The sequence below is a fragment of the Mesorhizobium sp. M1A.T.Ca.IN.004.03.1.1 genome (assembly GCF_003997555.1).
Classification (GTDB): domain Bacteria; phylum Pseudomonadota; class Alphaproteobacteria; order Rhizobiales; family Rhizobiaceae; genus Mesorhizobium.
The window spans coordinates 1-11,818 of sequence record NZ_RZTV01000029.1 but is presented as its reverse complement, the minus strand read 5'-3'; the positions used below and the strand labels follow the sequence as shown (position 1 = coordinate 11,818).

Genomic DNA, 11,818 nt, shown 5'->3' with positions numbered 1-11,818 from the left:
TTGTCGCTCTTGATTGCCCTGCTTCAAATCCGGCCGAAGCCGGTCGCCGCTTAGGGCTCGGATTGTTCACGGTCGACTAGTGAGCACTCTCCAATATGTTAGGCTCTGTCGCAGTAGCGCAACAAGCTCAGTCTTTGGATGGGTGGTATGAGGATGAGACGACTGAATGTGTACAGGCTCAGTCTTTTTATCGAGGCTCTCGTTTTTGTCGTAAGCGCGTTCGGTGCGACGTGGCTTACCAGCTTTGTGAACGCGCCATGGTGGACATATGTGATTATAGCGGCCATCGCTATGGGCATGTTCGTCGCCGTGCGTGGGGTCCTTTCTGAGCCGCAACGTATGGGACTCTTGGCACACAACTCGGCAGCGACCTCTGCGTGAACCCAGACGCCTTGAAAATGTGCCCGATGCGTCCGGATTTTTGGCGGTGATCTTCATCAAATGCGATGAGCTGCAATTTCTGGCGACGGCCACGCTAAGGGCGGGCCTCCAGCACCATGTTGAACGGTGTCTCCGCGGCGCGACGCAATCGCTTGAAGCCGCCGCCGGTCACAACCTTGCGCAGCCTCGCCTCACCGGCCTGGGCTCCAAGCGCGAGCCCGACTTCCTGCGACACGGATGCGGGCGTGCACACGAAAGTGGAAGCGGCATAGTAAACGCGGCCGACGGGATTGAGGTTCGCCGCCAGATGATCATGCGCGAACGGCTCGACGATCATCCACGTGCCGTCCGGCTTGAGCGATCCGTGGACATGGGTGGCGGCGCCCGTCGGGTCGCCCATGTCGTGAAGGCAATCGAAGAATGTGACGAGGTCATAGGTTCCGGGATAGCTCTTGGCGGCCGCCACGTCGAACCGCGTGTTAACGCCGACGCCGGCTACCTCGGCCGCCTTGCGGGCGCGCTCAATCGAAGGGGCATGATAGTCGAAGCCGACGAAGCGCGAATTGGGGAAGGCCTGTGCCATGAGCACGGTCGATGCACCATGACCGCATCCAACATCCGCGACGTCCACGCCGCGTTCGAGCTTCTCGACGACGCCCTCCAAGGCCGGCAGCCAGGAGTCGATCAGATTGGCATTGTAGCCTGGACGGAAGAACCGTTCCGTACCGCGAAACAGACACGCGCTATGATCGTGCCACCCGACGCCCTTGCCGGACTGGAATGCCTGCCTCACCTTTTCTTCATCGAGCCACAGCGCGGACAGGAACTCGAATGCGCCTGCCATGAAGGCCGGGCTGTCTTCATCAGCGAACACCAGCTCTTGCTCGGCGTTGAGATAGAATTTGTCGCTCGCTTCATCGTAGTCGACGTAACCCGCCGCCGCCTGCCCGGAAAGCCATTCCCTTACGAGGCGTTCCTGGGTGCCGGTGCGTGTCGAAAGTTCGGCGGCCGTCATCTTGCCGCCTTCGCGCAATGCCTTGAACAGGCCGAGTCTGTCCCCCAGCAGGACTCCCGCGCCCGTTGCGATCGCACCGAGATCGCCGACCATTTTCCCCAAGAATGCGTCCAACTTTTCCTGATTCGCTTCAGACATCTGAATCTCCCTTTGGGTTCAATCTCTCCAGGCGACGGAGCCGTGCTCGTCATGAGGCGCCTTGAGCATCAGATGCTCGAAGACATGCAGATATCCCCGGCGGCTCATTCCGCGCTGCCGATCCTGCACCAGACCATATGGGTGACGACCGGCGCGGTGGTCGGGAATGACAGCCACCTCCATGCCGTTGAAAAGCAGGAAATCCGTCACTTTGCCCTCGTCGGTAACCGGCGGAGCCGGAGTGGTCGTCACCAGGGCAAGCCCTGTTGCAGCAGGTATCCTTGGGCAGCCTGTCAGAACATCGATGACTCCGGTTGTGGTGCCGGGGTGGGCGATCAGGGGCCAAGTGATTGTTCCGCGGCGGCTGTATGTTGTGGTAAGGTGATCATGCGAACTCTTGTTGGTCGGTCACGTGTTTTGCGGATGACCCGCATGTACTGTGCCAAATGAGAAAACCATTCAAACGCAATCCAGTAGATCTGACTGTATCCGACATTGTCGGAATTTGGACATCGCCGAACGCGAAGCGCTCGGGGCTTGTGACGATACTTGAGCGTGCTGCTTCGGAGGAGGGATGAGCCTCGAACCGGCCGCGAGGCCTTTTTCTGGCAACGGATATTCCGGCCGGGTTAGGCCGCGAGGAAAGCGACGGTGAATAAGAGGTAGAGGACCAACCGTTTTGAGCGGGTAGTTGCCGTGTTGCGCCCCCAGGCAAAGGCCAGCACCACGGAGCAGTATTTCTGGTGGCGATACTACAACGCCTTTTAGTGCCGGTTACCCGTTTTTACCCAGTTGGCCTGGTGCATTCAGAGCGAGCTCGTTGGAAACCGCTTATTGTGGCTATGAGCGAACTCGGGATGGAGGAGTGGACCCAAAAATTGGCAAAATGCCCCAGGGAGGATTACATGGGTCGCTCATTCCCCGTACTCGTTACAGGTGCGCGTCGCTTCGCAAACAGCTTGCTTTTGACTTGGCGTTTTTTGCCGTCTCGGCATCGCTCACTAATTCGGCCGCTGCCGACACCGTGAACTGGCGTCAATTCGAAGGGACCAGCATAACTTGGGCCTACGACATCCACCCCTATGCGGATGCTCTCGCTGCGCAATTTCCGGAGTTCGAGAAGCTGACCCGGCATCAAGGTCACGCCGGAACTCTACCCAGACGATTCTTACTGGAACAAGATGACGATCCAACTGACGACGAAGTCGCCAGCATGGGATGTGTTCGGCACTGGCATTCAGCCCGCGTAGGACCTCGCTCCGAGTGGCGCCCTGGAGCCGCTGGACAAATACCTGAGCGATTGGAAGCTTACCGATGCTGGATACGACTACATTACGTGGACATGATCAAGAAGTGCGCGGCTCCTTCCTTCGCGTCCGGCCGCAGCGCGATGACGATCGACTCAAATATGTTCGGCTTCTGGAACGATGTTGCGGGGAAGCCGGCATCCGGCAAGATCGCCTTCGCTCCGCCGCTGCACGCACCGAGCGCCACGAGCTTGGAGTCTGACATCTGGATCTGGGCTCTCGCCATGAACGCGGCTTCCGAAAAGAAGGGCACGGCCTGGCTGTTCATCCCGTGGGCCACCTCCAAGCAGGTGGCGCTCAAGGGTGCCCTTGCTGGCCAGCTCGTCAATCCGCCGCGCACGTCGACCTGGCAGACGACACCTGGACTAAGTACGCTTCGCAGCCCGAGTTCAACAACTTCGTTGACAGCTTCAAAAAGATACAGGACCAAGCCGCGCTGGCTTTCACACCGCGTGTCGGCTTCGGCGAAGCCATGAACGCATGGGCCGTGGCGATGCAGAAGATGGTAAACGGCGATGACGTCGAGACGACGTTGAGGGCGCTTGCCGAAGAAATCCGCACTGGCCTCTGATCAAAAGGAACAGGGCAGTACTATTGCACTGCCCTGTTCCCGCCAACGGCGGAGATCACGCCGTGTCACCCCAAGCACTTAAACCCAGCGTGCCGATGGCAGCCGAAGGACCTGGCGCGCGCGCCTCGTCCGGTTCGGCTTCGCTGGAGGGGCGTTCCATCGACTGTTTCAGCCTTGCAATCATCCAGGCGCTGGCCAAAAGCCAGATGGAGCGCCGGCTCAGGAACCGGCGCAAAAACTCGAGCCTGCCGGCGCTGATCGAGCTGGTGCTGGCGCGGCCGCTGGTGTCGGCAGGTCTGGTCGCGGCCGAGCTGAAAATTAGCCAGCGCGCTGCGCTCGGGCTGGTGCCGAACTCGGCATCCGTGAGGTGACCGGCAGGGGGCGCTACCGGGCGTGGGACCCCGTTTAGCTGCGGCGGGCTTTGGCGAAAGCGACAGCACTGATGATTTTTGCTGTACGCTCATTCTCCCTCATCTGCGCGTTGACAGAAAACCAGCAGGCGAGGGTCACAGCACGCTGTGCTCCCCGCGATTTCCGGAAAACCAATGAAAAACGACTTTGATCGATCGCGCGGGACGTATCATTCAACCATGTCGAGAACGGGCGTGACGGCACGTACACTATGGACCGAGAGAACTTTGTCTGGCGACTTTGCGCACGCTTGCAAAACTCTTCGGAAAACTTCCTTCTGTTGATCCAATGATCGTAATGAGCTGGAGTGGCATCGCCGCTCTCCTCGGTTCTTGCTCTCTCAGTTGAACTTGATGCTAGCCTGCACGAAAACGCCGTAGCGCTTTGCCTTCCAATCGTCGGCCTGCGGGGAACCACGACCGCCCATTGCCTCTTCGAAATGAGCGGTGCCGTTATTCGCCACGGCCGCAACACCGCCTCGAGCTGGACGCCATGCCCATCGCCGTCTTCGGGAATTAGCTTGATCTTGGGCGCATGTGGTGCTGCTCTTTGCCGTCGAGCCGCGTGAAGAGGAACGCCACGTCACCAGAAAGGCTGAGTCGCTCGGTGAGTTGCGTCTGCCCGGCCAAGCCGAGTCGCAGCGAATGCCAATCGTTGTCCTGGCTGAGAGGTTGACGTAGGTGGGACGGTTGGCACACAGGTTCCCCAGTTGGTCGCCTGCTGCGTGCAACCGAAAGCATCGTAGCTCTCGTGCCAGAAATTGTTGCCAACAAAAGCACCGATGCGGTAGCGCGGTGAGTTCAAGAAATTATATCCAAGATCGGCGGTGAAATAGCTGACGCCGCCCCCGCGCTGATCACTGAATGTGTTTGAGTAGCCCCCCATTTCCGTAAGAAGTCCTCGTCATGAGAAAATCCTCCCTGATGCCGCCCGCACCGAGGAGGCCTTTACGAAAATGCCAGTCGGATTGTGGACTCGAATGCGCGTCTAGATCGTCATAGGTGAGCCGCGAGACCAGTGACGTACCTTTATGATTGTAAAGTTCCTTCGATGCGTTGCCGGTACTGGCCAGTAACGTAGTCCACCCTCGAAGGAAAAGACTGAGGCCGCCGACCCGGCTACCGACGCCGACTCGCAATCACCGGCACTCGACGGCGGTTCGGAACTTCTCGGTGCCGCAGCGCCGGCCAAGCCGGACGGGCCCGGTGAAAAATTCGTCGTCGAGGGCAAGGCGCCCGCTGCTGCGCCCGGCCGCGCCGACGATTTTTCTTGGCCGCCAAGGCGGCAGCCTGCGGCCGGGGCCACAACCGAAACGACCACGGCGATCAGTCCGTAAGCTGCCCGGGGCAGCGGAAGGGCGGAAAGCGCCTTCAGGTGGCCGCACAAGTAGGGTCTCGAGACGGACTCAGCGCGGCAGCACGCTCGATCCCATCAGCGCCTCATCGATGGCGCGCGCCGCCTGGCGGCCCTCGCGGATCGCCCAGACGACCAGCGACTGGCCGCGCCGCACGTCGCCCGCCGCATAGAGCTTTTCGACGCTGGTCCTGTAGTCCCGGTCATTGGCCTCGACATTCTTCGAGCGGCGGCTGTCAATGGCGATCTTCATCTGGCCGGCCAGTTCCGACACCGGCCCGCGAGCGGCTGGCCCGGCAAAGCCGATGGCGATGAACGCGAGATCGGCGCGGATGACGAATTCGGTGCCGGCGATCGGCTTGCGCTTTTCGTCGACTTCGCAGCATTTGACCCCGGTCAGCTGGCCGTTTTCGCCGATGAATTCAAGCGTCGCCACCTGGAATTCGCGCTCGGCGCCTTCGGCCTGCGAGGATGACGTGCGCATCTTGGTCGCCCAGTATGGCCAGACCGACAGCTTGTCTTCCTTTTCCGGCGGCTGCGGCCGGATGTCGAGCTGGGTGACGCGCACCGCGCCCTGGCGGAAGGCGGTGCCGACGCAGTCGGAGGCAGTGTCGCCGCCGCCGACGACGACGACATGCTGGCCGCCGGCGAGGATCGGATGCGACGGCCACGCCACCGACTGGATCGGTTCGCCGCCGACACGCCTGTTCTGCTGCACCAGATAGGGCATCGCGTCATGCACGCCGCCGAGATCGTCGCCGGGAATGCCGGCCGCGCGCGGCGTTTCGGAACCGCCGCAATAAAGCACGGCGTCATGTTCGGCGAGCAGCTCGGCAACCGGCTTGTCGACGCCGACATTGACGCCGCAATGGAAGGTGACGCCCTCGCCCTGCATCTGCTCGATGCGCCGGTCGATATAGTGCTTCTCGATCTTGAAGTCGGGAATGCCGTAACGCATCAACCCGCCGGGCCGGCTCTCGCGCTCATAGACATGGACGTCGTGGCCGGCGCGGCCGAGCTGCTGGGCAGCCGACATGCCGGCCGGGCCGGAGCCGATGACGGCGACGCGCTTGCCGGTCTTCTTCTCCGGCGGATAGGGCCTGATATGGCCGGTCTCGTAAGCCTTGTCGGCGATCGCCTGCTCGACCGTCTTGATGGCGACGGGGATGTCCTCGAGGTTCAGCGTGCAGGCTTCCTCGCAAGGTGCGGGGCAGATGCGGCCGGTGAACTCCGGGAAATTGTTGGTCGAATGCAGGTTGCGGATCGCATTGTCCCAGTCGCCATTGTAGACGAGGTCGTTCCAGTCCGGGATCTGGTTGTGGATCGGGCAGCCCGTCGGCCCATGGCAGAACGGAATGCCGCAATCCATGCAGCGCGCGGCCTGTTTCTCGACCTCTTTGTCGGACATCGGCAGCGTGAATTCGCGGAAATGCCGGATGCGGTCGGAGGCCGGCTGGTACTTGTGCACCTGCCGGTCGATTTCGAGAAAGCCTGTTACCTTGCCCATAGTCCAGTTCCTGCTGTCCAGATGGTGCGCCTGGCGACGCCCTGCAGCTGGATCAGATGGGGCATCCCGTCCACACATGGGCCGCACCAAGTTGCCCAAAATTCGACTATGTACACTTGCCGGGCTCAAAGCTCGTGAGGGGCTCGCCATGCAGCCAGTTCTCGACTCTAATCGAAGGAGCCGGGGACTCCATCTGCAATACCACGTTGCGGTCCAAAGCTATTTCCAAAGGTTTCTGCACGAGCTGGTTTCCTCTCAGAGACGGCACACGGGTTCAGGGAGGAGCGCATCGCTCGTCTTGCCCCATTGAGTGCAGTCACAGTCACTCAGTCTCAAAAGCCATGCCAACGCGCTCAGCGCGCAGTTAGCGCCCATTGCTTCGAAAAACCTCGTCAGTGCCCAGATGTTGGTTGTAATGAACCTGACATTTGTCTGACGCTGTCAGCTTTTGGACACGCGATCACGCGCTTCGTGCCGCCAGATGGCCAGGCCGAGCCCTGTGTTGCCAGCGGTCGCTTCGATGATTGTACCGCCCCGCGCGTGCCACGCTGTTCGGCATTAACGATCATCGACAACGCAATGCGATCCTTGATCGATCCGCCGGGATTCTGGCTTTCGATCTTGACGAAGCGACGACACCTGCCGGTATCGAATCTCTTCAGTTCGACGACCGGCGTCTCCCCAATCAGATCGAGCACTGACAAATGGCGGACGCAGGCGAGAGGACGCCTTTGTCGACGGTCGGCGGAACATCTCGAGGCTCATGCGGCTGCGGTCTCCAGAATGTCGGCATAGTGCCGTTGCGCAATATCGGGATGCGAGCGCAGTCGGCTCTTCAGCAGTCGCGGAACAGGGGATTGTCGGGGTCGCTGGCGGGGCACCCGCTTCGGCAGCCAGTTCAGGCGGCAGGTCAAGAAACCGTATGTCGGCATCAAGCCGCGCGCCGAAGAAGAAGGGAATAGAAACAGTGCCCTTCGAAAGACCCAGGGCGACGGAAATCATTGCATCGGGCGAGTTCATGCGCCTGAAGCAGCGCTGGCTGCAACTGCTTCATAGCGACAGGCGGGCGGAGACTCTAGCGGGGCTTTCGCCGCTTGGTTGATTGAGGCTCTCGACGAAGCCACTAAGATTCGGCGGCCGATAATAGCTTGCTGCTCATTGGGACGCCGACCAACGCCGGGATTGAGAAAGGCAACCCTGCCCCACAAGGCGGGTGTCACACGTGCGGTGCGTCCGCTCGTCGCGCCGGATGGTCTTTGAGACCTGGGTTCACGGCTATTCAGATGCACCCCTGTCGGCTTTTCGGTGCAGGCCGCCAGGCGGCGTGTTGCAGCAGCGGTAATTAGTTTGAGAGCGTGCGAGCACGGGCTGCATAGTGAGATCATTTGCCGGCGTGGGGACCAAGGTGTGGCGCAGCCTTAGAGAACTCAACACCGAGACCGGAGCAACGGAGACGGCTCTTTCGTCGAGACAGTTTAATTGGAAGGCCGAGAAGCACCGGCTGGGTAGCGTCACGCCGCATCATTCTTTGCGGAGCTGGAGCGCGCGGGATCGCTGGAGCGGCTGGTGAAAGCGGTTGCCGGGGCGCACGCCAACAACAACACGTGAGCTGGCGCCTCGTGTGGCAAAAGGAGGGGGCGAGAGCCCATGGCCTGCAATGAAGCGATCAAGCATTGCGATCGTGGAACCAAGCTGCCTAGTCGACCATCCGGACCGCGGCCTTCAAGCCAGCTCGCCTTGGAATCGGCCTTCCAGGAATCACCGTCAAGGCCGACTCACGACCTTTTCGCCATGAGCCGCGAAGAGGGCATTCCGCCGGAAGCCGATGGCTGCCTTCTCTCGTTCATCGACGGCTATGTGGTGAGCGGCCATGTGCCGGTCGGCACGGTCAACAAGCTCTTGACCGAGCGGCCCGACATCAAAGGGCATGACGCTGCCCGGCATGCCGATGGGCTCCCCCGGCATGAGTGGCACGAAGGAAGCGCCCTTCGAGATTCTCGAAATCCGAAAGTCTGACGCGACCGGCGGCATCTACGCCACGGAATAGGAGGCTTCGATGATGGAATGCATGAGCGGCATGATGATGTTCGGCACGGGCCTGGTGTGGCTGCTTGTCGTCGTCGTGCTCGTCCTCGGGACGGCCGCGCTGATCAAATACCTGTTCTCCAGCGGCGGCAAAGGAGAAGGGCGTCGGTCCTCTTATCGATGCGTGGCCGCGGCAGGCCTCGGATTGGTCTGGACATTGCCTTGGCTCGCCAACCGGATGGCCGCGCCCCGGCCGCGGCGATAGCGCTAGGCAAGACGGTTTTAGCCAGGCGAAGGTCAGCGCGATTGGAAAGCCCGCTGCCTTCGGGACGCATGCCGGCGCCGGGACCGGCCGCGGTCGTCGGCGGCGGCTACCAGAGCGACATGCCGGGCTTCGGGAATGTCCTCACCGACGAGGAGATCCGGGCCGTTCTGGCCTTCATCAAAAGCACATGGCCCGAGCGGGAACGCGCCTATCAGGCAGATGAGCCGCCGGGAGCGGGAGCAGACACAGTGAGACCAATCCTAGCCGCGGAGCCCTCGAACGCCCCCAACCGGAATGCATTGTCCATGAAAGCGAAACCGTCGCTTGCGATTCAATTTCTGGCGCTGATCCTCGGGACCTCCGCGCTGGCCCACCATCCGGGCGCCGATCTCGACAAGATGAGGGACAGCGCGGAGAGGTTCTTCCAGGCGATCGACGAGCAGGCCGCGCCGCCTTTCGAACTGGCCGACGCGGACGGAAGGGCCGTCCGCCTTCCGATCTCTCCGACAAGATCGTGGTGCTCTACTTCATGACGAGGTAACCTTGGAAGAAGAAGGCGACGGCCACTGGCGGCAGGATGGCAAGCACGCTGGCCGCAAAAAGCGGCCCATACTCATAGAAGCGGGCCGGTTCTGTCGCAAATCGTGCTTTTGGCCACAACTGGACGCTTTCGCGCGCTTATGGACCAGCTCACATGACAGGGCTCGACGTGCCCCGGGGTGGCGCCCTACTTCCACGCTCGCACTGTCACACTCCCGCCGAAAGGCGGGTTTAGTGAGTTATGGCAGTGACTGTGCCACCAGTCCAAACGTCGAGTTTCGCGGCAACTTCGACGCTTTCCTTAGCTGACTTGCCCAAAACCAGCGCGGCCAAAGCATACTGCTTGCCGCTCCCGATGGCATAATATTCACCTTTCACGGGATCACTTGGCAGCCAATTGCCGTCCAACAATACGGCTTCCCCATTTTTGCGCACTATCAGCGCCTCAAATTCAAAATTGTCGTCGTTGCGCGGCACAGGAATATCAGAAACATCCATGCCCTTCTCAACCCAGTCTCGAACGGCCTTTGGAATACCCAAGGACGAAGAGGAAACGCCGATGAGTGTGCCGTCGCATAAGCGAAACACCTTCGTTTTCTCACCGACGGATACTGAGTCAAAACCCAAGGCTCGGCCGTCGCCAGCCATGGTTCCGTTCCTGTAAGCTATTGTTGTCATTGGCACCCTTCTATCGCTGCATCAAACTTCAGGACCTTGCGCATGTCCCCTGTGTCAAGGTCACTGACCGACGGCCTATTTGCCTGATACACGATACAGGCTGCGCTCCTTGAGTTCGCGCACGGGTGGCCGTCATCTTGCCGCCTTCGCGCAATGCCTTGAACAGGCCGAGTCTGTCCCCCAGCGGGAATGACAACCACCTCCATGTCGTTGAAACGCAGGAAATCCGTCACTTTGCCTCGTCGGTAACGGGCGGAGCCGGAGCGGTCGTCACCGGGCAAGCGCGGTCGCAGTAGGTATCCTGGGCAGCCCGTCAGACATGGATGGCTTCGGTTGTGTCATGCGACTTCTTGTTGGTCGGTCACGTGTTTCCGGATAACCAGCATGCGCTGTGCCAAATGAGAAAACCATTTAAAGTCAATCCAGCAGATCTGACTGTATTCCGACATTGTCGGAAATTGGACATCGCCGAACGCGGGCGCTCGGGGCTTGTGATGATACTTGGGCGTGCTGCTTCGGAGGAGGGATGCGCCTCGTACCGGCCGCGAAGCCTTCCTGCATTTAAGGCGCCAGATCAATTGATGCGATGCCGGGCAGCGTCGCAGCGGCTAAGCCAGCCACTCGCATTGCTCCCTGACAGGATGGTGCCGATCCTGCTGAGATCGCATGCTGGCGCGACGTTGCTTTGCGGCCACCGTCGCGCCTGCCCGTGAACTGTTCGCGCCTGTGCTCATGCTCGCCTTGACACCCTCGATGGGTCCATCCGGGATGGTCAACCATCCGGAACATAGCGGGCAGGCGGGCATCTTCACCAGCAGTCTCTGTGTCGCTCTCGTGGCGGCAAACAAGATCGAGGCTGGCGGGGTGATGATCAACGGTCCTCGAACCATCGATTTTGATCGCGGTGGCCGTTCAGTGCGTTCAAGCACGAGGCGCCGTTAGACGGCACCGCAGCATCATAGCGAAGTGCCATGCAGGACGACTCCCTGCAGCATCGTCTCGCGCAGCCAAACACTTGCCGGATCACTGTTGTGAACGGCCGGGCGTTTGACGGCCTGTGACGCGAAAAGGCAACGGAAGATCTAGCATTTATGGGGGAAATGTTTTTTCGGAGTGCTTGACCCGCAGGAAGGGCAGGGCATGACTGCCTATCGCCCGACCCGGCAAGGCCGCACTCATGACCGGCTGGGCTCGGTTAATCCTGCATGCCGCGCCCATGAGGTTACTTGTCCGGAGTGCGTCGAGCACAACGAGGAGATGTAGTTCACGATCTTTGAAAAGCGTGGTCAACCATCCAAAGTGTGGATGCCTTTCATCGAAACAAACGATTTCATCAATGTTCTGGAATCCTGCATGGGCAGAAGCACCTGATGGACACCGATGCCCCCACTGCCTCATGGCGTGGCGAGCGTCTTAAGAAACCGCCCGAAAGGAGATTTTTCATGCGCTCTACCGGGCAGTGGAGTGCTGGGAAAGGGAGTTGCAACTGACCGGCCATGTCAAACTGTCCGACTTCTTCCGAGCCTATGGACAGACCGGGAGACGCGCACGTGTAGCGGCTCACATCGTCATACTGCACCTACGCCACACACCGGCCGGACCTGATCCGGCTTTATGAGCATTGGGC

Annotated in this window: 8 protein-coding genes and 6 pseudogenes; 7 read left to right on the top strand and 7 right to left on the bottom strand. The window is 60.5% G+C overall.

Features of this window, described 5'->3' with window-relative positions; all coding sequences use genetic code 11:
- Positions 1–475 precede the first annotated feature (475 nt).
- Together EOD29_RS30265 and EOD29_RS30260 are read right to left on the bottom strand one after the other, a co-directional pair.
- The gene (locus EOD29_RS30265; RefSeq protein WP_024504268.1) at positions 476–1,534 is read right to left on the bottom strand and encodes a class I SAM-dependent methyltransferase; all 1,059 of its coding nucleotides are present in this window, start codon (positions 1,532–1,534) and stop codon (positions 476–478) included.
- A gap of 57 nt (positions 1,535–1,591) precedes the next feature.
- Positions 1,592–1,813 (bottom strand): annotated as a pseudogene (locus tag EOD29_RS30260) (insulinase family protein); the annotation flags it as partial.
- Positions 1,814–2,870: 1,057 nt separating this feature from the next.
- Between EOD29_RS30260 and EOD29_RS37530 the strand changes: the two are divergent.
- The 3 genes and pseudogenes from EOD29_RS37530 to EOD29_RS37525 form a co-directional block, all read left to right on the top strand.
- Positions 2,871–3,317 (top strand): extracellular solute-binding protein, encoded by a 447-nt coding sequence (locus EOD29_RS37530; protein WP_236383562.1) that lies wholly within the window; start codon positions 2,871–2,873, stop codon positions 3,315–3,317.
- A 157-nt stretch (positions 3,318–3,474) separates the two neighbouring features.
- Positions 3,475–3,783 carry a helix-turn-helix domain-containing protein gene (locus EOD29_RS38070; protein WP_236473435.1) on the top strand — a complete coding sequence of 103 codons (309 nt, stop codon included), beginning with the start codon at positions 3,475–3,477 and terminating at the stop codon, positions 3,781–3,783.
- Between the two features lie 1,181 nt (positions 3,784–4,964).
- Positions 4,965–5,159: pseudogene (locus EOD29_RS37525) on the top strand (DUF459 domain-containing protein); the annotation flags it as partial.
- A 69-nt stretch (positions 5,160–5,228) separates the two neighbouring features.
- On the opposite strand, the gene EOD29_RS30240 reads toward EOD29_RS37525, so the two are convergent.
- From EOD29_RS30240 to EOD29_RS37520, 4 genes and pseudogenes are all read right to left on the bottom strand, one after another.
- Positions 5,229–6,683: a glutamate synthase subunit beta gene (locus EOD29_RS30240; protein WP_063169408.1), complete on the bottom strand. Its 1,455-nt coding sequence runs from the start codon at positions 6,681–6,683 to the stop codon at positions 5,229–5,231.
- 41 nt (positions 6,684–6,724) lie between these two features.
- Positions 6,725–6,888 (bottom strand): annotated as a pseudogene (locus tag EOD29_RS30235) (thioredoxin domain-containing protein); the annotation flags it as partial.
- Positions 6,889–7,166: 278 nt separating this feature from the next.
- Positions 7,167–7,436 (bottom strand): annotated as a pseudogene (locus tag EOD29_RS30230) (pyridoxal-phosphate dependent enzyme); the annotation flags it as partial.
- Positions 7,437–7,444: 8 nt separating this feature from the next.
- A pseudogene (locus EOD29_RS37520) lies at positions 7,445–7,649 on the bottom strand (isopenicillin N synthase family oxygenase); the annotation flags it as partial.
- Positions 7,650–8,450: 801 nt separating this feature from the next.
- On the opposite strand from EOD29_RS37520, the pseudogene EOD29_RS30220 reads away from it, so the two are divergent.
- The 3 genes and pseudogenes from EOD29_RS30220 to EOD29_RS38065 all read left to right on the top strand — a co-directional run.
- Positions 8,451–8,730: pseudogene (locus EOD29_RS30220) on the top strand (DUF411 domain-containing protein); the annotation flags it as partial.
- A gap of 21 nt (positions 8,731–8,751) precedes the next feature.
- Positions 8,752–8,973, top strand: coding sequence for a hypothetical protein (locus EOD29_RS37515; RefSeq protein ID WP_245462946.1), 222 nt, complete (start codon positions 8,752–8,754; stop codon positions 8,971–8,973).
- Between the two features lie 41 nt (positions 8,974–9,014).
- Positions 9,015–9,506, top strand: a complete 492-nt coding sequence (locus tag EOD29_RS38065; protein ID WP_244514239.1) for a cytochrome c — start codon at positions 9,015–9,017, stop codon at positions 9,504–9,506.
- A 238-nt stretch (positions 9,507–9,744) separates the two neighbouring features.
- On the opposite strand, the gene EOD29_RS30205 is transcribed toward EOD29_RS38065, so the two are convergent.
- Positions 9,745–10,161, bottom strand: a complete 417-nt coding sequence (locus EOD29_RS30205; RefSeq protein ID WP_063169404.1) for a hypothetical protein — start codon at positions 10,159–10,161, stop codon at positions 9,745–9,747.
- A gap of 696 nt (positions 10,162–10,857) precedes the next feature.
- Between EOD29_RS30205 and EOD29_RS30200 the strand changes: the two genes are divergently transcribed.
- A complete protein-coding gene (locus EOD29_RS30200; RefSeq protein WP_063169403.1) occupies positions 10,858–11,133 on the top strand; it encodes a hypothetical protein in 276 nt (91 codons plus the stop codon).
- The last annotated feature ends 685 nt before the right edge of the window (positions 11,134–11,818 follow it).

Bases quoted from the DNA above. Each gene is read 5' to 3' on its own strand.
- EOD29_RS30265 (WP_024504268.1), bottom strand. From the start codon at position 1,534: ATGTCTGAAGCGAATCAGGAAAAGTTGGACGCATTCTTGGGGAAAATG.
- EOD29_RS30240 (WP_063169408.1), bottom strand. From the start codon at position 6,683: ATGGGCAAGGTAACAGGCTTTCTCGAAATCGACCGGCAGGTGCACAAG.
- EOD29_RS37515 (WP_245462946.1), top strand. From the start codon at position 8,752: ATGAGCGGCATGATGATGTTCGGCACGGGCCTGGTGTGGCTGCTTGTC.
- EOD29_RS30205 (WP_063169404.1), bottom strand. From the start codon at position 10,161: ATGGCTGGCGACGGCCGAGCCTTGGGTTTTGACTCAGTATCCGTCGGT.
- EOD29_RS30200 (WP_063169403.1), top strand. From the start codon at position 10,858: ATGCTGGCGCGACGTTGCTTTGCGGCCACCGTCGCGCCTGCCCGTGAA.